Genomic DNA, 21,930 nt, shown 5'->3' with positions numbered 1-21,930 from the left:
ATAGTGGCAGCAAATCAAGGGGAAGGGAGGCAATCGATGGCACGCAAGGCGGAAAGCAGCAACAGGCTGGACGATGCAGCCCGCGCAGGCTGGCTCTATTATGTCGCCGGCCGGACGCAGGACGAGATTGCGTCGGTCATGGGAATTTCGCGGCAATCGGCGCAACGGCTCGTGTCGCTTGCCATGGCCGAGCGGCTGATCAAGGTGCGCCTGGACCATCCGATCGCCGCCTGCCTCGAAATGGCGGCGCGTCTCAAGGAGAAATACGACCTCAAGCATGTCGACGTCGTTCCGAGCGACCCCGGTTCCCAATCCACGACCGTCGGAATCGCCGAGGCCGGAGCGGCGGAAATCGAGCGCTGGCTGAAGTCGGCCGAGCCCGTGGTGCTCGCGATCGGCACGGGCCGGACGCTGAAGGCGACCATCGACCAGCTTCCGTCGATGGAATGCCCGCAGCACCGTATCGTTTCGCTCACCGGCAATATCCGGCTCGACGGGTCGGCTGCCTATTACAACGTCATCTTCAGCATGGCGGATACGATCAAGGCGCGGCATTTTCCCATGCCCTTGCCGGTTCTCGTCTCCTCGCCGGAAGAGCGCGAAGTCCTGCACAAGCAGAGCCTGGTGCAGATCGCCCTGGAACTCGGCGCCGAGGCCGACGCCGCCTTCGTGGGCGTCGGCGAACTGGGGCCCGACGCGCCGCTTTGCGAAGACGGGTTCCTGGCTCGCGATGAAATGGCACGGCTGATGGCCGCGGGCGCTGCCGGCGAGATCTGCGGTTGGATGTTCGACCATGAAGGCGTGCTCCTGCCCGACAGCATCAATGAGCGCGTCGCCTCGGTTCCGCTGCCGCCGCGCGACCGCGCGTCGGTCATCGGGATCGCCAAAGGCAGGCGCAAATACGAGGCGCTGCGCGCCGCACTCAAGGGCAGGATCATCAACGGTCTCGTCACCGATGAGGCTACGGCCGACTATCTGCTCCGCGTCTAGATCGCGCAGCCGGCCGCGGGGCCGCGGCATCGGCGTCGTTCTCGTGAAATCCCTGTAAAAAATCCAAAGCTAAAACATCTTCTTAGCTGCTCTGCCGCACCGGAACGACAAATGCGGATTGACATTTCGTCTCAATCGGTGAGTAATTGCTCACGAGCAAGGCAAATGCTCAATTTCTTCTGGGAGGAAGTCGATGAATTTGAGAACTTTCCTGCTGGGCACGTGCTCGGCAGTCGCTCTGGCGGGTCTGGCCCAAGCGGAGACGCTGACCATTGCCACCGTGAACAATGGCGACATGATCCGGATGCAGAAGCTGACGGACGATTTCACGTCGAAAAATCCCGACATCCAGCTTGAGTGGGTCACTCTCGAGGAAAACGTGCTGCGCCAGCGGGTCACGACCGACATCGCGACCAAGGGCGGTCAGTACGACATCATGACGATCGGCACGTATGAAGTGCCGATCTGGGCGAAGCAGGGCTGGCTCCTGCCGCTCGACAATCTCGGTCCCGAATACGACGTCGACGACCTTCTGCCGGCGATCCGCAGCGGCCTGACGATCGACGGTAAGCTATATGCAGCACCGTTCTACGGCGAGAGCTCGATGGTCATGTACCGCAAGGACCTGTTCGAGAAGGCCGGGCTTAGCATGCCCGATGCGCCGACCTGGGATTTCATCGCCGATGCGGCCCGCAAGATCACCGACAAGGATAACGAGATCTACGGTATCTGCCTGCGCGGCAAGGCCGGCTGGGGCGAGAACATGGCTTTCCTGACGGCCACGGCAAACGCCTTCGGCGCCCGCTGGTTCGACGAGAACTGGAAGCCGCAGTTCGATCAGCCGGAATGGAAGAACACACTCGACTTCTACGTCAAGCTGATGAATGACGCAGGCCCGCCCGGCGCCTCGTCCAACGGTTTCAACGAGAACCTGTCGCTGTTCCAGACCGGCAAGTGCGGCATGTGGATCGACGCGACCGTGGCCGCCTCCTTCGTGACCAATCCGAAGGAGTCGACCGTTGCCGACAAGGTCGGTTTCGCGCTCGCTCCCGACACCGGCCTTGGCAAGCGCGGCAACTGGCTCTGGGCCTGGAATCTCGCCATTCCGGCGGGATCGCAGAAGGCCGAGTCGGCGCAGAAGTTCATCGCCTGGGCCACGGGCAAGGATTATCTGAAGCTCGTTGCCGAGAAGGAAGGCTGGGCGAACGTTCCTCCCGGTACCCGCACCTCCCTCTATGAGAACCCGGAGTACCAGAAGGCGGCCCCCTTCGCGAAGATGACCCTGGACTCGATCAATGCCGCCGACCCGAAGAACCCGGCGGTGAAGCCGGTGCCATATGTCGGCGTCCAGTTCGTCGCGATCCCGGAATTCCAGGGTCTCGGCACGGCGGTCGGGCAGGTGTTCTCGGCGGCGCTGGCCGGTCAGATGAGCGTGGATCAGGCGCTTGCCAGCGCGCAGCAGCTGTCGACCCGCGAAATGACCAAAGCCGGCTACATCAAGTGAGCTCCCAAGGAGCCGGAGCGTCTGCTGGAAACAGCGAACGCCCCGGCTACCTCCAGAGCGGGACGGGGAAAGGGGCAACCCGCCTTCGATCCGCGTTCCGCTCTGACTTTTCCAATTCATGGCGCGCGTTCGGATGGCGATACGCTTGCCGTTTTTGAAGAACCGCGTCGACTTCACACGGGGGACGCCATGGCGACCTTGCACACCCGCTCCGCCGCGCGATTGATGATCGCGCCCTCGGTGCTCCTGCTTCTGGCCTGGATGATCGTGCCGCTGGCCATGACGGTCTATTTCTCGCTGCTGCGCTACAACCTGCTGATGCCGGGGATGGAGGAGTTCGCCGGGCTTACGAATTACACCTATTTCCTCACCGACCCGGCCTTCTTCCAGGCGATATTCAACACGCTCGCCATCGTTCTCGGCGTGCTCTTCATCACCGTAGTCGGCGGCATCGGGCTGGCGCTTCTTCTCGACCAGCCGATGTTCGGGCAGGGGATCGTGCGCATCCTGGTGATCGCGCCCTTCCTCATCATGCCGACGGTGGCGGCGCTGGTCTGGAAGAACATGTTCATGAATCCCGTGAACGGACTTTTCGCCTGGCTTGCCAAGCTGCTCGGATTGCAGCCGTTCGACTTTCTCGCCAACGCGCCGCTTCTCTCGATCATTCTGATCGTCGCCTGGCAGTGGCTGCCCTTCGCCACGCTCATCCTGCTGACGGCGCTGCAGTCGCTCGACGAGGAGCAGAAGGAAGCCGCACAGATGGACGGCGCAGGCGCGGTAAGCCGCTTCATCTATCTCGTCCTGCCGCATCTCTCGCGTGCGATCACGGTGGTCATCCTGATCCAGACGATCTTCCTGCTGTCGGTCTTCGCCGAGATCCTCGTCACCACCAATGGCGGTCCGGGTACGCAGAGCACGAACCTCACATTCCTCGTCTACGCCCAAGCCCTTCTGCAGTTCGATGTGGGCGGCGCCTCGGCGGGCGGGATCATCGCGGTCATCCTCGCCAATATCGTCGCATTCTTCCTGATGCGCATGATCGGCAAGACGCTGGAGGCTTGAGACCATGGCACGCAATGTCTCTACCGGGCGCAAGCTCATCACGACCGTGGTGGCCTGGACGATCGGAATCCTGATCTTCTTTCCGATCCTCTGGACCTTCCTGACGAGCTTCAAGACGGAAGCCCAGGCGATCGCCTCTCCGCCGGTCTTCCTCTTCTTCGACTGGACGACAGAAAACTATTCCGAGGTGCAGAGCCGGTCGGATTACCTGAAGCACTTCATGAATTCGGTGGTCGTTTCCTTCGGCTCGACCCTGCTCGGCCTGTTGATCGCGATCCCGTCAGCCTGGGCGATGGCGTTTTCGCCGACGAAGCGCACCAAGGACGTGCTGATGTGGATGCTTTCCACCAAGATGATGCCGCCGGTCGGCGTGCTGGTGCCGATGTATCTGATATTCCGCAACTGGGGACTGCTCGACACGCGCACAGGGCTCGTGATCGTGCTGACGCTGATCAACCTGCCGATCATCATCTGGATGCTCTACACCTATTTCAAGGAGATCCCCGGCGAGATCCTCGAAGCGGCGCGCATGGACGGCGCCTCGCTCTCCAAGGAAATCATCTATGTGCTGACGCCGATGGCGATCCCCGGCATCGCCTCGACGCTGCTGCTCAACATCATCCTTGCCTGGAACGAAGCGTTCTGGACCTTGAACCTGAGCGCCGCGAAGGCCGCGCCGCTCACCGCGTTCATCGCCTCCTATTCGAGCCCGGAGGGCCTCTTCTACGCCAAGCTGTCGGCGGCCTCGACGATGGCGATCGCCCCTATCCTCATCCTCGGCTGGTTCTCGCAAAAACAGCTCGTGCGCGGCCTCACTTTCGGCGCAGTCAAGTAAGGGCGACGCGGTTCAAACAAGGGTAAAACCATGGGAAGCATCACTCTCAAGAACGTATCGAAGGTCTTCGGCGCCCACGCCGTCATTCCCTCGATAGACCTCGATATCACCGACGGCGAATTCGTCGTCTTCGTCGGCCCCTCGGGTTGCGGCAAGTCGACGCTTCTGAGGCTGATCGCCGGACTGGAGGACGTCAGCGACGGCGAGATCGTCATCGACGGCCGCAACGCCACCGAGCTGCCGCCGGCAAAGCGCGGCCTTTCGATGGTGTTCCAGTCCTACGCTCTCTATCCGCATATGAGCGTGCGCTCCAACATCGCCTTTCCGCTGAAGATGGCGGGCGAGGACAAGGCCACGATCGACAAGAAGGTCGAGGACGCGGCGCGCGTCCTCAACCTCACCGACTATCTCGACCGCAAGCCCCGCCAGCTTTCCGGCGGCCAGCGCCAGCGCGTCGCGATCGGCCGGGCGATCGTCCGCCAGCCGGAAGCCTTCCTTTTCGACGAGCCGCTGTCGAATCTCGACGCCGCGCTGCGGGTCAACATGCGACTGGAGATCAGCCAGCTTCACCAGCAACTGAAGACGACGATGGTCTACGTGACGCACGACCAGGTGGAGGCCATGACCATGGCCGACAAGATCGTCGTGCTCAACCGCGGCCGCATCGAGCAGGTGGGCTCGCCCCTCGACCTCTACCGCAGGCCGGACAATCTATTCGTCGCCGGTTTCATCGGGTCGCCGAAGATGAACTTCGTCACCGGTGCGCCTGCCGCGGCCCATCAGGCCCACACGATCGGCATCCGCCCGGAGCATATTGCCCTTTCGAGGGAACAGGGCACGTGGCGGGGCACGGTGGGAGTGGCCGAGCATCTAGGCTCGGACACCTTCCTGCACGTGCATGCAGACGGCATCGGCACTTTGACGGCGCGCGTCGGCGGCGACTTCGCGGTGACCCATGGCGATCAGGTCTATCTGACGCCGGATCCCGAGCGCCTTCACAGGTTCGATGAAAAGGGAATGGCAATTCGATGAAACGTCTTGAAGGAAAGAGCGCGTTGATCACCGGATCGGCGCGGGGTATCGGCCGCGCTTTCGCCGAAGCCTATGTGCGCGAGGGCGCCACGGTCGCCATCGCCGACATCGATATCGAGCGGGCGAGACGGGCGGCGGCGGAGATCGGGTCCGCGGCCTATGCGGTCGAAATGGACGTGACCCGGCATGACTCCATCGACGCCGCGATCGCCGCGACCGTCGAACATGCCGGCGGGCTGGACATCCTCGTCAACAATGCCGCGCTCTTCGACCTCGCGCCGATCGTCGAGATTACCCGCGAGAGCTACGAAAAACTGTTCGCGATCAACGTCGCCGGCACACTCTTCACCTTGCAGGCGGCCGCCAGGCAGATGATCGCGCAGGGCAGGGGCGGCAAGATCATCAACATGGCGAGTCAGGCGGGCAGGCGTGGGGAAGCTCTGGTGGCGATCTATTGCGCCACCAAGGCTGCGGTCATCAGCCTTACCCAGTCGGCCGGTCTCGACCTCATCAAACACCGCATCAACGTCAACGCCATCGCTCCCGGCGTCGTCGACGGTGAGCACTGGGAGGGCGTCGACGCGCTTTTCGCCAAATACGAGAACCGTCCGCGCGGCGAGAAAAAACGGTTGGTCGGGGAGGCCGTTCCCTTCGGACGCATGGGCACCGCAGAGGACCTGACCGGCATGGCGATCTTCCTCGCCTCGGCGGAAAGCGACTACATCGTCTCGCAGACCTATAACGTCGATGGCGGCAACTGGATGAGCTGAGGCTCGTTCGCGAAAGGATTGAAAGGATGGCGACCAAACTCTCCCTTGCCACGCTAGACGCGGTCAAAGCCAGGGCCGGCGTCCCGAACTACGGCCGGCATGACCTTCGGGCCGGCATCGTGCATTTCGGCGTCGGCAATTTCCACCGCGCGCATCAGGCGGTCTATCTCGATGACCTTTTCAACTTGGGACGCGATCGCGATTGGGCGATTATCGGCGCGGGTGTCCTGCCATCGGACAAGGTCATGCGCGACAAGCTCGAAGCGCAGGATTTCCTGACGACGGTGGTCGAGCAGGACAACAACCGCACGGGCGCGCATGTCACGGGCGCCATGATCGCCTATCTCGAGCCTGGCGACACGCCCGCGATCGTGGCGCAGCTCGCAAGCCCGCTCATCCGCATCGTTTCCCTGACGATCACCGAAGGCGGCTATTTCATCGATCCGGCATCCGGCGTCTTCGACCCGGCGCATCCGGCGATTGTCGAGGATGCGCGCGATCCGACGGCTCCAAAAACCGTCTTCGGCCTCATCCTGGCGGGGCTCGCCGAACGCCGCGCCAAGGGCATTCCGCCGTTCACGATCATGTCCTGCGACAATATTCCTGGAAACGGAGAGGTCACCCACGCTGCCGTCTCCGGTCTGGCGCGCCTCTCCGATCCGGGCTTTGCGGACTGGATCGATGCCAATGTCGCCTTTCCGAACGGCATGGTCGACCGCATCACGCCGGCAACCGGTGCCCGCGAGATCGGCATCGTCGCCTCGCAATACGGAGTCGACGATGCCTGGCCGGTCTTTTGCGAGGAATTCAAGCAATGGGTGCTGGAGGACCGTTTCCCGCAAGGCCGCCCGGCGCTAGAAGAGGTGGGCGTGCAGTTCGTGCCGGACGTCGCGCCATACGAGCATATGAAGATCCGTATCCTCAACGGCGGCCATGCGGCGATCGCCTATCCGGCGGCACTGCTCGACATCCATTTCGTTCATGAGGCGATGGAGGAGCCGTTGATCCGCGCCTTCCTGTCAAAGCTGGAGCACGACGAGATCATCCCGGTGATACCGCCGGTTCCGGACACGGATCTGAAGGATTATTACAAGCTCATCGAGACGCGTTTCTCCAATCCGAAGATCGGCGACACGGTCGCGCGGCTGGCGCAGGACGGCTCCAACCGACAGCCGAAATTCATCCTGCCGTCGACGGCCGACCGCCTGCGCCGCGGCGAAGACGTCGTCGGGTTGTCGCTCGTTTCGGCGCTGTGGTGCCGCTATTTCGCCGGCAAGTCGGATGGCGGCAAGGAGATCGTTTTCAACGATGCCAATGCCGACCGGCTGCATGCCGCCGCGGTTGCAGCGAAGGACGATCCGATGGCGTTCCTTGCGCTTGCCGACATCTTCGGCGATGTCGCGCAATCCGATCTCTTCCGCCGCCGTTTCGCTCACGCGTTGAAAGTGCTTTGGGAAAAGGGTACGCGTGCCACGCTCCAGCTTTATCTGGACGGAAACCTCGGGGAATGACGATGGTGGGGCACGCCTCCAGGCTGGTGATTTTCGATTGTGACGGCGTATTGGTGGACAGCGAACCGATTTCGCTCGGGGTCCTCGTCGACGCGCTCGCGGCTGCCGGCGTTTCGATGACGACCGAGGAGGCGAGCGAGCGCTTCCTCGGCCGCAGCTTGAAGACGATGTCGACGATCCTGCACGAAGAACACGGACTTGCGACCGACGAGGTTTTTCTCGAAGGCATGCGGACACGGCTCTATGCACGATTTCGCGAGGAACTGAGGCCAATCGCCGGCATACGCGAGGCGGTGGAAGGGCTGGGCACCGCCCATTGCGTGGCTTCGTCGAGCCAGCCGGAGCGCATCCGCCTCTCGCTGGCCGTGACGGGGCTCATCGATCTCTTCGAGCCGAACATCTTCAGCGCCAGCATGGTGGCGCGCGGCAAGCCGGCGCCCGACCTTTTCCTGCATGCAAGCGCTAAGATGGGCTATCACCCGTCCGATTGCATCGTCATCGAGGACAGCCCGGCCGGCATCGAGGCGGCAAAGTCCGCCGGCATGCGCGTCTTCGCCTTCGCGGGGGGCAGCCACGCACGAAACGACCGCCACCGGCGGACGCTCGCCAGCCTCGAACCCGACGTGCTGTTTGACGACATGGGCGAATTGATACAGTTTGTCCGTCAATAGGGAGAGCAGGACGGGGCGGTTTTGCTGCCGCGTCGTCCCGCTCGGCGAACTTCCATCATTTTTTCGGGACGGGGGCATCCATTGATGCGCGAATATGTCGTGGCGGTCGATATTGGAACCGGCAGCGCCCGTGCCGGCGTCTTCGACCGGCAAGGTAGGCTCCTGGCGCGGGCCGATCGGACGATTGCGATGAACCGTCCGGAGGAAAACCACGCCGAACACGATTCCGAGGACATCTGGGCTGCGGTCTGCGGGGCGGTCAGATCGGCGCGCGAGAAGGCGGCTGTGCCGGCGGAAAGCATTGCGGCGATCGGCTTCGACGCCACCTGTTCGCTCGTCGTGCGCGATCGCGACGGCCTCCCGCTCTCGGTCAATCGTCAGGGGGAGGCACGCTGGGACACCATCGTCTGGCTGGACCACCGGGCGTTGGCGGAAGCGGATTTCTGTACGGCGACGAAACATCCCGTTCTCGATCATTCGGGGCGGGTGATGTCGCCCGAGATGGAAATGCCGAAGCTGATGTGGCTGAAGCGCAACCTCCCGCAGCAATGGGAACGAGCGGGGTATTTCTTCGACCTCGCGGACTACATGTCCTGGCGGGCGACCGGAAGTCCGGCCCGCTCGCGCTGTACGCTGACGGCAAAATGGAACTATCTCGCCCACGAGAAACGCGGGTGGCAGCAGGACTATCTGGACCAGATCGGTCTTGAGGACCTCCTCGAACGTGGTGGCTTGCCCGAGGAGACGCTGCCGGTGGAGCGAGCCGTCGGGCGCCTGAGCGCGAGCGCGGCGGAGGAGCTCGGGCTCGACACCGCATGCCAGGTGGCGCCGGGGCTGATCGATGCCTATGCCGGGGCGCTCGGCGTGCTCGGCGGCTTCGCGGACGCGCCGGCGAAGCTGGAGCGCCAGCTGGCACTGATCGGCGGAACCTCGAGCTGCATCGTCGCCTTTTCCAAGGACATGAAGCCGGGTTTCGGCATGTGGGGGCCTTATTTCGAAGCGGTCTTGCCCGGGCTCTGGCTCATCGAAGGCGGTCAGTCGGCGACTGGAGCGCTGCTCGATCATATCGTGCGGCTGCACGGAGGCGGACTGCCGCCGACGACCGAAACCCATGCGAGGATCATCGAGCGGGTGCAGGAAATGCGCGCGCTTCATGGTGCGGACTTTGCCCAGCGCCTTCACGTGCTTCCGGATTTCCACGGCAACCGGTCGCCGCTTGCCGATCCGCATGCACTCGGCGTCATCAGCGGACTGCCGCTCGACTCCTCCTTCGATGCGCTGTGCCGGCTCTATTGGCGGACCTGCGTCGCGATAGCGCTCGGGATTCGCCACATCCTGGAGATGATGAAGGAAGCGGGCTACGAACTCGACACGCTGCACGTGACCGGCGGGCATGTGCGCAACCCCCTGCTAATGGAGCTTTATTGCGACGTCACCGGCTGCCGGGTCGTCGCACCGCAGGTGCCCGACGCCGTTCTCCTCGGCACGGCAATGACGGCGGCCGTCGCCGGAGAGCTCTATCCGGACCTCGCCAGCGCCGGACCGGCGATGTCGTCGGCTGGAACGGAACGGCTCCCCGATCCGGCGCTGCGCCGCATCTACGACCGGGATTATCGGCGCTTCCTCGCGCTCTATCGGCATCGCGAGGAGCTGGAGTCGATGGAGTGATTCGACATGTGAGGGGTGCAGATTTTCATCTGCAGATCTTGCCGATTATCCGCGGAACCTTTTTTCGCCTCGTGCATTATGGCGATAACCGGACGGTGACGCACATCGCCCCCAATGTGACGTCGGAGGCATACCGCCGGTTGCCAACTCACATCCCCCCTCAGTGAGTTGCCAAAGCTCAGCCAGTGCCCTTCCCTCGGCACTGGCTGTTTTGCTTCGGGAGCATCGGGGCGATCCGACCGAGTTCCTTATGGGCGTTTGCTATGGTGATCATCTTAGGCGCGGCGTTCCTGTGCTTGTCACAGGAATCCAGTCAGCCCAAGTTTTCGGGCTGAAAGAAACGTCTGCGCCGCCGACGCGGCGCCCTCATCTTGTGACGAGCATTTGGGATGAGGCCCCGACACTGTAAAAAAGCAATGCCGCCGGGGCCCCTGTGGGTGAGGGCAAATCTCGACTCAGGCCGCAGCCTTCGTCGTCTCGTTGAAGAACAGCGCCTGGCTGATCAGGGCCTTCACCATTTCCGGATTGAACGGCTTGGTAACGAGGAACGTGGGTTCGGGACGTTCACCGGTCAGGAGACGCTCCGGGAAGGCCGTGATGAAAATCACCGGAACGGCAGCCGTTTTCAGGATTTCGTTGACGGCATCGATTCCCGAGCTGCCGTCGGCGAGCTGGATGTCTGCGAGCACCATGTTCGGCTTCGTCGTCTCATAGAGGGCGATCGCTTCATCCTTGGTGCGTGCGATCCCGGTCACGCTGTGGCCGAGGCTTTCGACCATCTGCTCGATGTCGATCGCGATCAGCGGCTCGTCCTCGATAATCATGATCTCGGTTGCAACCTGACGGGAAATTTCCTGGGATGCGCGGTCGAGAAGTGCGGCCAGCTTGGCGGCGTCTACATCGAGTACTTCGGCGGCTTCCTGTGGGGTGAAGGCTTCGACCGATACGAGCAGGAACGCCTGGCGTGCGAGCGGCGAGACGGCCGCAAGGTTGACGGATGCGCGCTGTTCCCAGGCAAAGGGCGACACCGGCTCCGGCACGAGGACGGAAGACGATCCGAACATGGACGTGAAAAGACGGAACAACGCTACCCTGTCGCTGCTTGCTTCCGGAAAGATCGACGTATCCGCGATAAGTGCCTCAAGCACGGCCGCGACATAGGCATCTCCAGAGGTCTGCGACCCGGTCAGGGCACGCGAATAGCGGCGCAGATAAGGAAGAAATGGAGCAATACGGGTGGACAATGTCATTCAGGGACTCCCTCAATCCATGGGCGTAATATCGTTGCGAAAACGTTTCGCCGAAAAAATGGTTCCGCTTCGGAACATTTCATTTTTCCGCTGCGTTATGGAGCAGGCGAACTTTCAAGGGCGAAATTGTAACAATGAGATATACGACAGGGGCAGGGCGGATGAGCGGTAAAAGTCCGTCCTCCGACGATCCGAATGCGCAGATTGCGGTGAAGCTGAAGGCCCTCTATCAGTCGGTGCAGGAGGAAGCGATACCGGCACGCTTTCTCGATCTACTGGAAAAGCTGGAAGCTGCGGAACAGCAATCGGCTCTGCAGGGCAAGGAGTAAGCGCCGGATGTCATCCGAAAATCAAGAGTTCAAGCGTGAGATGCTTGCCGCGCTGCCGAGCCTGCGCGCCTTCGCGATGTCACTGATCGGGCGACATGACCGGGCCGACGATCTCGTGCAGGACACGATCATGAAGGCCTGGGCCAAGCAGGATCATTTCGAGATCGGTACCAATATGAAGGCCTGGCTTTTCACGATCCTGCGCAACGAGCTTTACAGTCAGATGCGCAAGCGTGGGCGCGAGGTGCAGGACAGCGACGGCCATTTGACGGAGACGCTCGCCCATCACCCGGAACAATACGGCTCGCTCGATCTGCAGGATTTCCGCCGGGCGCTCGAACAGTTGCCGCCCGATCAACGTGAAGCGATCATCCTTGTGGGGGCCTCCGGCTTTTCCTACGAGGAGGCCGCCACGATTTGCGGCTGTGCGCTCGGAACGATCAAGAGCCGTGTCAACAGAGCGCGTCAACGGCTGCAGGAAATTCTCCAGGTTAGGGGAGAAAACGACTACGGGCCCGACGAGACCTCCGCACCCATCACCTCGCGTGCCTTCGTTTCCTGATGCGATCCCGCAGCGTCCTGTCGGCCGCGCGAAGTCGCTGTAGCACCTCGATCTGCTGCATGTTTTGTCCTTGAATCGATAGCGGTTCAAGGACATATGCATAGACCGGTGCCGGATTGAAGTTCGTGCGGCGCTCGAAAGAGGGCATTCGGAGGGCTGCGTTCGACCGAGGGAGCGTGGTCGCCATATTGCTCCAATTTGCTGTATGTTTTCCTCCCTAGACCGGCTCCGGTCGAAGGCAACATTCAGCGGAGCTGAAATTCAGGTGCCTGCGCGAGTTTGGAGTTCAGGCCGAATGCGTGAAAAGACAGAGGCGATGCTTCCAGCGGTAGCGCAGGTGCTCGACGCGCCGGAGCGGCTCGGCGTCCTTCAGGCCGCCGTGCCGGACATGTCGATTCCCGACGAGGATTTCGACGGGCTGGCGCGGCTTGCCGCGAGCCTTTTCGACGCGCCTATCGCTCTCGTCAGCCTGGTCGACCGCGAGTGGCAATGGTTCAAGGCGTGCATAGGCACGGCTGAAACGCGGTCGCACGTTCGCGAGTCCTTCTGCGTCCATACGATTGCGGCAGGCGACGGCGGCCCCTTCCTCGTGCTTGATGCCTCCCGTCATCCGGCGTTCCGCCACCGCCGGGCGGTCGCCAGCCCGCCATTCCTGCGCTTTTATGCGGGCGCGCCGATTGTTCTGGACGGTCAGGCGATCGGAACCGTCGCGGTTCTCGATGTCGAGCCCCGGTCCGAGGTCTCGGCCAAACGGCAAAGCGAGCTGCAGCGCATCGCAGGTGTCGCCGCCTCGCTGTTCAAGCTGAAGGACGAGACGCGCCGGCGTGCGCTCAAGGAGGCCGCGCTTTCCCGCGAGGAGCAGCGGCTCGCCATGGCGCTCGACGCGGCCAATGTCGGCAGCTGGCTCTGGGACATTCGCGCCGGCACGGTTTCAGGCAATGGCGCGATGATGCGCATGTTCGGTCTTCCGCCGGAGCGCACCGTCGGCGCCAAGGCGATCTTTTCCGCCATTCATCCCGAGGATCGGATCCCGACCTTCTCGAAGCTCCGTCAGGCGATGGCTGCCAACGAGGAATATGACGGCATGTTTCGCATCGGCACGAACGGGCGATGGCTTCTGGGCCGCGGCCGCGTGCACGACCGCGACAGCAAGGGCGCGCCCCTGAGCTTTCTCGGCATGACGATCGACGTCTCGGACCAGCAGGCGTCGGTGAACCGTACGCGGCTGTTGCTGAAAGAGCTGAACCATCGGGTCAAGAACACGCTTGCAATGCTCCAGTCGCTCGCCCGCCAGACGCTCCGGCAAACGAGTGACCCAGCCGAGTTCATGACCGCCTTTGCCGGCCGCCTTCAGGCGATTTCCGAGGCGCACGGACTCCTTTCCGACTACGAATGGGGCACGATCCACCTCTCGGAACTGATTTCGAAACAGTTGCTGCCCTATGTCAGCGATTATTCCCAACAGGTCGAGCTGCACAAGGACGAGATCCTGCTGGGTCCCGACCAGGCCGTTGGGCTTGGACTGGTGCTGCACGAATTGGCGACCAATGCGGTAAAATACGGCGCGCTCTCGGTCCCGACGGGGAAAATCGTGCTGACGGCGCGCCGCGTGGTCGAGGACGGCGAGACCGTCCTGCATCTGACCTGGACCGAAGTGGGCGGACCGCCTATTCGCGAGCCGCGTCGCCGCGGTTTCGGCTCGATCCTGATCGAGCGCAGCCTGGACAAGATCATCGGGAGCTCGGTGAAAGTGGAATATCTGCCTGCGGGGGTCACGGCATTGATCCGACTGCCGCTTTGAGTGCAGTCTGAGGGACCGCGCCTCGGCGCACGGAAAAGGCCCCGCCGGCGCCTTTTCCGTGCGATATCAACTATCGATCGTCGCTGCGTTTGCGGCCCCGGCTCAGTCCCAGCAGCGCGGCAACGGCAATCCCGGTCGCGGCTCCCAGAAGCGGTTGTTTGCGCAGGATGCTTGTCACCGCAACGAGCGCAAGATTCGTCCGCATCGCCGAGCGGCGGCGGCGTTCGTCGGCAAGCCGGCGGTCGCGGGCGTTCAGCCCGGCCATGACGCCGATGACGACCAGAGCCGTCACGATCAGGGCGGCGGTGACCGTCAGCGCTGCGGCGACCGGCGAATAGCGCGCCGAGAGAAGCAGGGCGATTGCTATCAGGGCGAAGACGTAGGCGCTGCCGAGAAGCACGGCGATGATGGCCCAGAGGACCACATTTCGCTTATAGCGCGACGCCGCAGCGGCGGCGTCGAACGCAAGCAGGGCCGACAGGACAGTTCCGAGTGTCCCCATAAGGTAGCTCCCCTTCATACTCGGTCAACGCGACGCCTGACAGGTCCTCATCGGCGCAGCAAAGCGGCTGCGATGAGGCCGATAACGGCTGCGGTGCCGAGCGTCGCAAGAGGATGCTCGCGTATCGTCCGACGAACCTCCCTTTCCGTATCCGCATAGCGGCCGCGCAAGTCGGAAAGCATCTGCTCGCCGCTCTCCAACAAGGCGTGCAGATCGGTTTCGGCCTGGTCACGGGCGCCGCGCGCCTTGGCCTTTGCATCACGCGAAGCCGCAGCCCCGCGGTCGGCAATCAGCGTCATGAGCTGCGCGATGTCTTCGCGTATTTCGTTGAGCTGATCCTCCATCGACGGGTCGATCGCGCTACCGTTGCGCTTGCGGCTGCCCGAGCCCGAGAACATGCCTGTCGCCATTGTCTTTTCCCTCGCTGCTGTGCCGGCGCGAAACGGCCGGCATGTGGTCGGTTCATGCGAATCGGCCGGCGAAGGCACGCTTCCCGGCTCATTGTGCGCCCGATAGGACACGCGGCACTCCAAGCGGGCGCGGTCTACACGCCGGCATTGTAGATCAACGCATGAGGGAGGAATTTGTTTCGGTAATCCTGACGTTGCCTCTTGAGCCCGGTTTCACATCGTGGCGGACTGCGGCAATACGAACGGGATATCCTGTGCCGGAGCGACGCTCACCCGCATTCGGCAGCCGAAGACCGCTTCCATGGTCTCGTCGGTCAGCACGTCTTTCGGCGCTCCGCGCGCCCGGATGCGGCCGGCTTTCATCATCACGATCTGATCGGCAAACATCGATGTAAGGTTGAGATCGTGCATGACTGCGACGACACCGCCGCCGTCGGCACAGAATTGGCGCGCAAGCCGCATGATCGTGAGCTGGTGGCGGATGTCGAGGCTCGATACCGGCTCATCGAGCAGGAGATAGCGCGGTTCGCCGTCTGCGACCGGCGCCGAGATCTGGCAGAGGACGCGTGCGAGCTGGACCCGCTGCTGTTCGCCGCCCGAAAGTTCCTGGTAGAAGCGGCCGGAGAAGCCGGCGAGATCGACGGCCTCCAGAGCTTCATCGGCTGTCCGGTCGCCGGCGGCCGATTTGCCGGTTCCGTTTGCCTCGAGGCCGAGGCGAACGATTTCCCTGACGGTGAAGGGAAAGGAGATGACCGTCGATTGCGGCAACACGCCCCGCTTCAGTGCGAGCTCCCATGGTTTCAGGCTTGCGATGTCGCGACCGTTGATGGTGACCTTACCGGCCGAAGGCGTGAGCTCGCCCGAGATCGCCTTCAAGGTCGTGGTCTTGCCCGATCCGTTCGGGCCGACGATTGCAGTCATCGCACCGGGAGCGGCATCGAGGGAGATGCCGTGCAGCACCTGTCTTCCGGCAAGGCGGACGGAAATGTCGGATGCTCTGATCATGTTCGCAATCAAAGTCCCAAGTTCGACCGGCCCCTGAGCAGGACCCAGAGAAAGAAGGGCGCACCCACGAAGGCGGTGATGATGCCGATCGGCAGTTCGGCCGGCGACACGATGGTGCGGGCCAGCATGTCGGCGAAGATCAGCAGCGTGCCGCCAAGGAGGGCGGAGGCGGGCAGCAGGTAGCGGTGATCCGGGCCTATGATCAGCCGCAGGAGATGCGGAACGACGATGCCGACGAATCCGATGCCGCCGCTGACGGCCACCGACGCGCCGGTGGCGCCGGCGACGCTGAAGATGGCGATGTTTTTCAACCGCTGAACCGGGACGCCCATGTGATAGGCGGCGGCTTCGCCGAGCGTGATGGCGTTGAGCCCGCGCGCCAGGAAGGGGACGACTGCAAGTGACAGGAGGATGATCGGTCCGGCGGCGCCGATCTTGGTCCAGTTGGCGCCGGCGAGCGATCCGAGGCCCCAGAAAGTGAGATCGCGCAGTTGTTTGTCGTCCGCGATGAAGACGAGTACGCCCGTCACTGCACCGGCAAGCGCGCCCAGCGCAATGCCCGCCAGCAGCATCGTCGCGACCGAGGTCTGGCCGCCGCGGGTAGCGATCCGGTAGAGCAGCAGCGTGGTGGCGAGGCCGCCGAGAAAGGCGCCGAAGGGGAGGGCATAGAAGCCGAAGACCGCGAATAGCGGGCCAAAGGCAACGTCACCGAGCACGATCAGCAGCACCGCGCCGAGGCTTGCGCCGGAGGAAACTCCGACAAGGCCGGGATCGGCCAACGGATTGCGGAAGAGGCCCTGCATCACGACGCCGGAAACGGCAAGCGACGCGCCGACGAGCATGCCGAGCACGGCACGCGGCAGACGGATATCGAGGATGATGATTCGGTCGCGGGCGCTCATGGCCTGATCGGCCTCGCCGAAAAGCCACCGAAGGATATTGCCGAGCGAAGCGTCGGCCGCGCCGGTGGTGATGGAGGTCATGAACGTCACGGCCGCCAGTATCGCCAGAACGAGGATCAGGCCACGCGCCAGGCCCGCCCGGTCTCCGTTGCGCCAGTCGCGGACGATCCGGGCGGCAAGTGCCGGCCTGCGCATCGTGCCTTCCATGGCCTCACTGCGAGGCATTGGTCTTCTTTCCGTAAATTGCGGCGTTGAGTTCGCGGATAGCGCCTGCCGTGCGAGGACCGAAGCCGAGCAGATGCAGCCCGTCCATGCGGATCAGCGCCTTGGTCTTTGCCGCCTGGGTGAGGCTGAGGGCCGGAAGCGCGAAGAGTTCGTCGGGGCCTGCAGCATGGCTATCGCCGCGGTTCATCATCAGGACCACATCGGGCTTGGCCTCGATGATCGCCTCCTCCGTCAACGCCTTGTAACCGGGCGAGGTGCCGACGGCGTTGACCGCGCCGGCAAGCTCGATGATGCCGGCGGCGGCGGTGCCGGTACCGGAGGCGAGGATTCTGCCGCCCTGGGTGCTCAGAACGAAGAGGACACGCTTGCGCTCGGCTTGCGGGCGAGCGGCACTGTCGGCCACGGCGGCGGCGAGATCTCTCTCCACGGATTGCGCGAGCGTTTCGGCCTTTTCCTTCACGCCGAGGAAGGCTCCGACCGCGCGGATCTTGTTGACGATGCCGTCCTTGTCATAGGTCTCGGGGATGCTGGTGAAGGGAATGTTCGCCTCCTGGAGCACGGCGAGCGTTTCCGGCGGGCCGCTGCCCTCGACGGCCACGATTGCCGTCGGGTTGACGGCAAGAACGCCTTCGGGCGCCAATCGCCGCATGTAGCCGACATCCGGCAGCTTGGTCGCCGCCTCCGGGTAAATGCTGGTGGAATCGCGGCCGACGAGGCGGTTCTCCTCGCCGAGCGCATAGATGATTTCGGTAATCGCGCCGCCCACCGAGACGACGCGGGAGGTGTCCGGCTGCTCGAGCACCTCGGCCATCGCCGGGCGCAGGAACGGAGGAGTTCCCGGCGCAAGCAGGGGCAGAACGAAAGGCGCCGACAGCGCGAAGGCCGCGAGGGCCATTTCCCAACGCCGAAGACGGCGGATACCAAAGCCGTTCATCATCACTTCCTTTGATCTGTGCGTGTCGTCCCAAATCGCCGCCCGGTCGGGCGGCACCATCAGGCCGCGACGACGGCTTCCAGGCGGGGCAGCGCCTCGACCAGGCTGCGCCATTCGGCCCTCTCCGAGGAACCTTCCTTCCGCTTTCCGAAAAACTGGATGATCATCTCGCCCTTGGCGTCGAGCGCTTCGAGGGAGGTCACGTGTCCGTCCGCCGTCGGCTTGCGCACGGCCCAGAGTTCGGCGATGTGATCGGTGCGCAGATGCAGATGGAAGGTTTCGTCCATCACGTTCAGCCACGGCCCCATGGTGCCGATCTTGACGACGGGACCGGAATGAATCTGGATGACGCCGCGGTTGCCGACGAAGCACATGATCGGCAGGGCCGTCTCTGCAGCATTGCGCATCATCATCTCGATGCAGGCCGTGTCGAGCCGCCAGGCAAAGTCGTCGCCGATCGCGTGCAGCGCCCGGCGCCGTCCGATATTGAGCTTGCGCAACATGCCGGGGAACTGATGCGTGTCCGTGAGCTTCGACCAGCGGTCGCGCAGCTCCGCCGTATCGACTACAGCATCGGCCGAATCGTCGGCCGCGGGTGCGCCGGGATCGGCGATGAAGTCCTGCGACTGATCGTCCAGGCGAAGGTCTTCGACGATCTTCTCATAGGCGGCCAGGTTCGAGAGAGGACGCAGGTGAACCTTGTGGACGGCATTGCCCCACTTGTCGAAGAACTGCAGGCTGCGGCGAACCTCCCCTGTCGCATCCGTCTTGGTCACGGCGAAACCATGTGCCCAGGCGCCGGGAAAGATGCGCAGGTCGATTTCGGGACCAAGCACCAGAGCCGCGCCGTGCCCTTGCTTGATGTTCTCGTAGACGCCGACCTTTTCGTGGACGGCGCTTTCGTTGCGGGTAAGCGCAAGGACTTCGCCCAGCTCCTCGACGCGCTCGAGGAAGCGGCTGGCGCTGCATTCTATCCGGACGGCGGTAAGGCCGCATTCGGCGGCGACGAGCGCTGCCTCGGAAATGCCGAGCTTCGCGGCGATGTCGCGTTCGCGCAGCTTCGGATTCTCGGCGCGATAGGCCCGGATATCGGACGGGGTGGGGTGAGCGCTCTCAGTCATCGTCATCTCGCTACTTGTTCAGAATCAGCTTGCCCTGGCGGGTGATCTTCATTCGGTAGATCGCCCCGTCGTGGGAAATGAGAATCTCGTTGTGGCCGCGGAAAAGGTCGTGGCTCTCGACGATCGGTTGCGGCCGGTTCAGCGGCGTCTCGGTCTGCGGGGATCGTGGATTATCGTTGTCGTTCGGTGTCACGGTTTTGCCGGTTCGCGAGTAGGAGACGAGACGAGTGCGTCATCCATTGATCCCGCCCATTCCAGTTAGTATCTTGACTTCACTACTCATATTTCATTAAGGACGCAATACCGGAATGTTGCGGTCAAGTTAAAAGGAACGCGTGCGGGAACCCAAAGGACCGCCGCGGACAGCGAGTGGTGCCAGGATGACTTATTTTTCCCGTTTTGCCTTTGCGGCCTTTGCAGCTCTCTTCACGGCAGGGGCAGCCGGAGCGCAGGATGCTGCCGCGCCAGCCGGCCTTTCGATCGAGCTCAATGAGATCGCGTCGTCGGAAAAGGGATGCAAGTTGACCTTCGTCGCCAGTAGCGCGCTCGCTCTTTCGAAGGTCTCGTTCGAATTCGTGCTCTTCGATCAGAAAGGTCTGGTCGAGCGCATGGCCGTGCTCGACTTCAGGGATCTTCCCGCGGGCAAGACGAAAGTCAGGCAATTCGATCTGCCGGGTACGAAGTGCGAGGCGGTGAAAAGCCTGCTGATCAACGATGCGCCGACCTGCGTCGGCGAAGGCGTCGACAAGGGTGCATGTATGACGGGCCTGAAGACCGGCTCGAAATCGGCCGTGGAGCTCAAGGGCTGAGGTTCGCGTTCGCGAAATTGCCGACGGAAGGCAAGACAGAATGAAACACATGGTGAAATGGGCGGCGGCGATCGGCCTTTCCCTGCTGGCGCATGCCGGCGGGGCGATGTTGCTTGCTCCGGATGAGGAAAAGGAGCTGGCGCTCATCGCCGGCGGCTCCACCGTGGAAGTGTCGATGCTCGGCAACGCCTTCGAAGATGCCGTTCAGGCGGGGGACCCATCCGAAGTGGTGGAGCCGACGGAAGAGACCCCCGAGGAGCTGAAGCCGACCGAGATAGAACCGACGGAAGAGGTGGCCGAAGCCGTAGAGCCGGTGCAGACCGAACCTGTTGCCCAGGAGCCGTCCGAGATGACGCCGACGGAGGCGGACGTCATACTTCCCGCGGAAGAGATGCCGGCGAGCCAGGCCGAAGAAGCAGACGTGATCGCAAGCATCGCTCCGGTCGAGACCGTCATTCCGCAGGAGAGACCGGACCCTGAGGAAGTCTTGAAGCCCGAGGTCGAGAAGGTGGAGCCGAAGAAGGAGCCGGCGAAGAAAAAGAAGGTCGTCCGAAAAAAGGCAGGTGAGGGCGGCGCCCAGGCGAAATCGCAGAAAAAGGGCAAGGCCGACGGCGCCGAGAATGCCACGGCGGCTGCCGCCACCGGAGAAAGCCGCGGTGCGTCGCGGGAAATCGGCAATGCCGCGGTGTCGAACTATCCCGGCAAGGTCAGAAGAAAGCTGACCCGCGCTATTCGCTACCCGGCCGAGGCCAGACGGCAGGGGCTGCGGGGTGTTGCCCATGTCGCCTTTACCGTAACTTCCGGTGGTGGGGTGGCAAGGGTCGGCATAACGAAAAGCGCCGGTTCACCCGTCCTCGATCAGGCGGCGTTGGAAACCGTCCGCCGGGCGGCACCTTTCCCGGCCATTCCCGCCGGTGCGGGCCGCGACAGATGGGAATTCAACATCCCGGTTTCCTTCACCCGGTGAATTCAGGCTGTGAATCTGCTTCCGCGGGCGAGGAAAAAGTCGCGAAGGCGAGCATCGAAATATATGATTGAAACTCTCATGTTTATACTTTACTCCCGCTATCAAGTTTTATAGGTTGCCTCCGTCACGCAACCGATCGGTGTGTGCCAAATCTGATTGGCGATGGGCCGCAGGGCCGACGTCGCGGAGCAAGACGGAGACGACGGATGGGTGGCAAGCGGCACCAGAATGCAGGCAAGGGCGGCAAGGGCAGGGCAAAGGATGCGCAGAGCGAGCCGCAATCCAATGCCGGAAAGGTGACGCTCGAGGGCCGCAGCTTCCTCTATGTCGGCGGACGCGACTGCCAGGTTGCGCATCTGCGCCAGATCGCCAGTTCCTACGGTGCGGAACTCATCCACCATGACGGCGGTTTACGGGAGGCGGTATCGCGCATCGATCGCGTCCTGCCCTCGGTCGACTGCGTCTTCTGCCCGATCGACTGCATCAGCCACGATGCGTGTCTTCGCGTGAAGACCGGCTGCAAGAAGTGGGGCAAGGCCTTCGTGCCGTTGCGCAACGGCTCGAAGTCGAGTCTCGAGCGGGCGCTTCAGGATCTGACCGGAAACGGCAGCGAGAACTGAATCTTTTACGAGCGGTCAGACGAGATTCGCCGGCCGCATGGAGCTTTCAAATGCATGACGAACGTCCCGATCAGATGACGATGATCGGTCTCCACAAACTCGCTTCGCAATTCGGTGACGGACTGGTTCCCGAGCTCTACGAGCTTCTCACGCGCCGAGCACGGATGCTCGAGGAAAACGAAAACGTGACCGAGTTTCCGACCTGGCAGGCGCGCCCGCCGGCGAGGGATCCTCTCGGCCTTGCGCCGCCGAGCGGGGGAGCTGTCCTGCCGTTTCCGTCAACGATCGCGCAGCCCCTCTCGCAAAAGAAGGCCTAGATCGCTTCCAGGAAACGTGTGTAACCGCTTCCGTCCGGAAGTGCGTTGGACCAAGGGTTAGGGCATTCCAGTGTTTCCATGAAACATTGGGATGCGCTAATAGTTGAGGCGCGGGATGCGGGCGAAAAACCGC

The 21,930-nt window shown here is 63.0% G+C and carries 24 protein-coding genes; 16 read left to right on the top strand and 8 right to left on the bottom strand.

Going from position 1 to position 21,930, the window contains the following annotated elements:
* The first annotated feature begins 36 nt into the window (after positions 1–36).
* The 9 genes from AC5J09_RS24840 to AC5J09_RS24800 all read left to right on the top strand — a co-directional run bounded on the left by AC5J09_RS24840 (position 37) and on the right by AC5J09_RS24800 (position 10,043).
* A complete protein-coding gene (locus tag AC5J09_RS24840) occupies positions 37–990 on the top strand; it encodes a sugar-binding transcriptional regulator (RefSeq protein ID WP_018095731.1) in 954 nt (317 codons plus the stop codon).
* A 193-nt stretch (positions 991–1,183) separates the two neighbouring features.
* A complete protein-coding gene (locus tag AC5J09_RS24835; protein ID WP_018095730.1) occupies positions 1,184–2,494 on the top strand; it encodes an ABC transporter substrate-binding protein in 1,311 nt (436 codons plus the stop codon).
* A gap of 189 nt (positions 2,495–2,683) precedes the next feature.
* Positions 2,684–3,556, top strand: coding sequence for a carbohydrate ABC transporter permease (locus tag AC5J09_RS24830; RefSeq protein ID WP_018095729.1), 873 nt, complete (start codon positions 2,684–2,686; stop codon positions 3,554–3,556).
* Between the two features lie 4 nt (positions 3,557–3,560).
* The gene (locus AC5J09_RS24825) at positions 3,561–4,391 is read left to right on the top strand and encodes a carbohydrate ABC transporter permease (protein ID WP_018095728.1); all 831 of its coding nucleotides are present in this window, start codon (positions 3,561–3,563) and stop codon (positions 4,389–4,391) included.
* Positions 4,392–4,421: 30 nt separating this feature from the next.
* On the top strand, positions 4,422–5,423 hold the full coding sequence (locus AC5J09_RS24820) for an ABC transporter ATP-binding protein (protein ID WP_494298767.1): 1,002 nt from the start codon (positions 4,422–4,424) through the stop codon (positions 5,421–5,423).
* Positions 5,420–6,193 (top strand): L-iditol 2-dehydrogenase, encoded by a 774-nt coding sequence (locus tag AC5J09_RS24815; RefSeq protein ID WP_494298766.1) that lies wholly within the window; start codon positions 5,420–5,422, stop codon positions 6,191–6,193. The genes AC5J09_RS24820 and AC5J09_RS24815 overlap by 4 nt, the downstream gene beginning before the upstream one ends.
* A 26-nt stretch (positions 6,194–6,219) precedes the next feature.
* Entirely contained in the window at positions 6,220–7,704 is a 1,485-nt protein-coding gene (locus AC5J09_RS24810; RefSeq protein WP_494298765.1) for a mannitol dehydrogenase family protein, read from the top strand.
* Positions 7,701–8,375 (top strand): HAD family hydrolase, encoded by a 675-nt coding sequence (locus tag AC5J09_RS24805; protein WP_198516699.1) that lies wholly within the window; start codon positions 7,701–7,703, stop codon positions 8,373–8,375. The genes AC5J09_RS24810 and AC5J09_RS24805 overlap by 4 nt, the downstream gene beginning before the upstream one ends.
* 84 nt (positions 8,376–8,459) lie before the next feature.
* On the top strand, positions 8,460–10,043 hold the full coding sequence (locus AC5J09_RS24800; RefSeq protein ID WP_494298764.1) for an FGGY-family carbohydrate kinase: 1,584 nt from the start codon (positions 8,460–8,462) through the stop codon (positions 10,041–10,043).
* 455 nt (positions 10,044–10,498) lie between these two features.
* Here AC5J09_RS24800 and rsiB1 read toward each other — a convergent pair whose 3' ends face one another.
* Entirely contained in the window at positions 10,499–11,293 is a 795-nt protein-coding gene (gene rsiB1 / locus AC5J09_RS24795) for a PhyR-type response regulator RsiB1 (RefSeq protein ID WP_003525566.1), read from the bottom strand.
* Positions 11,294–11,454: 161 nt separating this feature from the next.
* Between rsiB1 and rsiA1 the strand changes: the two genes are divergently transcribed.
* The 3 genes from rsiA1 (at position 11,455) to AC5J09_RS24780 (ending at position 13,985) form a co-directional block, all read left to right on the top strand.
* Complete coding sequence (gene rsiA1 / locus AC5J09_RS24790) at positions 11,455–11,622, top strand: anti-sigma factor RsiA1 (RefSeq protein ID WP_018095722.1); 168 nt, start codon at positions 11,455–11,457, stop codon at positions 11,620–11,622.
* 7 nt (positions 11,623–11,629) lie between these two features.
* Positions 11,630–12,184, top strand: coding sequence for an RNA polymerase sigma factor (locus AC5J09_RS24785; protein WP_003525557.1), 555 nt, complete (start codon positions 11,630–11,632; stop codon positions 12,182–12,184).
* A 295-nt stretch (positions 12,185–12,479) separates the two neighbouring features.
* Entirely contained in the window at positions 12,480–13,985 is a 1,506-nt protein-coding gene (locus AC5J09_RS24780; RefSeq protein ID WP_324762163.1) for a sensor histidine kinase, read from the top strand.
* A gap of 70 nt (positions 13,986–14,055) precedes the next feature.
* Here AC5J09_RS24780 and AC5J09_RS24775 read toward each other — a convergent pair whose 3' ends face one another.
* The 7 genes from AC5J09_RS24775 to hemP all read right to left on the bottom strand — a co-directional run bounded on the left by AC5J09_RS24775 (position 14,056) and on the right by hemP (position 19,277).
* Positions 14,056–14,487, bottom strand: coding sequence for a hypothetical protein (locus tag AC5J09_RS24775; RefSeq protein WP_100671881.1), 432 nt, complete (start codon positions 14,485–14,487; stop codon positions 14,056–14,058).
* A gap of 47 nt (positions 14,488–14,534) precedes the next feature.
* Positions 14,535–14,897 carry an ElaB/YgaM/YqjD family protein gene (locus AC5J09_RS24770; protein ID WP_324762161.1) on the bottom strand — a complete coding sequence of 121 codons (363 nt, stop codon included), beginning with the start codon at positions 14,895–14,897 and terminating at the stop codon, positions 14,535–14,537.
* A gap of 213 nt (positions 14,898–15,110) precedes the next feature.
* Positions 15,111–15,902 (bottom strand): heme ABC transporter ATP-binding protein, encoded by a 792-nt coding sequence (locus AC5J09_RS24765; RefSeq protein ID WP_100671988.1) that lies wholly within the window; start codon positions 15,900–15,902, stop codon positions 15,111–15,113.
* Positions 15,903–15,910: 8 nt separating this feature from the next.
* Positions 15,911–17,029 (bottom strand): FecCD family ABC transporter permease, encoded by a 1,119-nt coding sequence (locus AC5J09_RS24760; protein ID WP_494298763.1) that lies wholly within the window; start codon positions 17,027–17,029, stop codon positions 15,911–15,913.
* On the bottom strand, positions 17,016–17,966 hold the full coding sequence (locus AC5J09_RS24755; RefSeq protein ID WP_411921679.1) for a heme/hemin ABC transporter substrate-binding protein: 951 nt from the start codon (positions 17,964–17,966) through the stop codon (positions 17,016–17,018). Before AC5J09_RS24755 ends, AC5J09_RS24760 begins: the two co-directional genes overlap by 14 nt.
* A 56-nt stretch (positions 17,967–18,022) precedes the next feature.
* The gene (locus AC5J09_RS24750; protein WP_494298762.1) at positions 18,023–19,084 is read right to left on the bottom strand and encodes a hemin-degrading factor; all 1,062 of its coding nucleotides are present in this window, start codon (positions 19,082–19,084) and stop codon (positions 18,023–18,025) included.
* A 10-nt stretch (positions 19,085–19,094) separates the two neighbouring features.
* Positions 19,095–19,277: a hemin uptake protein HemP gene (gene hemP, locus AC5J09_RS24745; protein ID WP_411921605.1), complete on the bottom strand. Its 183-nt coding sequence runs from the start codon at positions 19,275–19,277 to the stop codon at positions 19,095–19,097.
* A 187-nt stretch (positions 19,278–19,464) separates the two neighbouring features.
* Here hemP and AC5J09_RS24740 point away from each other — a divergent pair, with 187 nt between their 5' ends.
* The 4 genes from AC5J09_RS24740 to AC5J09_RS24725 all read left to right on the top strand — a co-directional run bounded on the left by AC5J09_RS24740 (position 19,465) and on the right by AC5J09_RS24725 (position 21,797).
* Positions 19,465–19,893 carry a hypothetical protein gene (locus AC5J09_RS24740; protein ID WP_127710171.1) on the top strand — a complete coding sequence of 143 codons (429 nt, stop codon included), beginning with the start codon at positions 19,465–19,467 and terminating at the stop codon, positions 19,891–19,893.
* A gap of 40 nt (positions 19,894–19,933) precedes the next feature.
* Positions 19,934–20,860: an energy transducer TonB family protein gene (locus AC5J09_RS24735; protein ID WP_494298761.1), complete on the top strand. Its 927-nt coding sequence runs from the start codon at positions 19,934–19,936 to the stop codon at positions 20,858–20,860.
* A gap of 206 nt (positions 20,861–21,066) precedes the next feature.
* The gene (locus AC5J09_RS24730) at positions 21,067–21,480 is read left to right on the top strand and encodes a DUF2325 domain-containing protein (RefSeq protein WP_494298759.1); all 414 of its coding nucleotides are present in this window, start codon (positions 21,067–21,069) and stop codon (positions 21,478–21,480) included.
* Between the two features lie 50 nt (positions 21,481–21,530).
* On the top strand, positions 21,531–21,797 hold the full coding sequence (locus tag AC5J09_RS24725) for a hypothetical protein (RefSeq protein WP_494298758.1): 267 nt from the start codon (positions 21,531–21,533) through the stop codon (positions 21,795–21,797).
* Positions 21,798–21,930 lie beyond the last annotated feature (133 nt).

Source organism: Sinorhizobium sp., assembly GCF_059070375.1.
The sequence above is the reverse complement of the archived record's forward strand: the minus strand, read 5'-3'. Positions and strand labels throughout refer to the sequence as shown.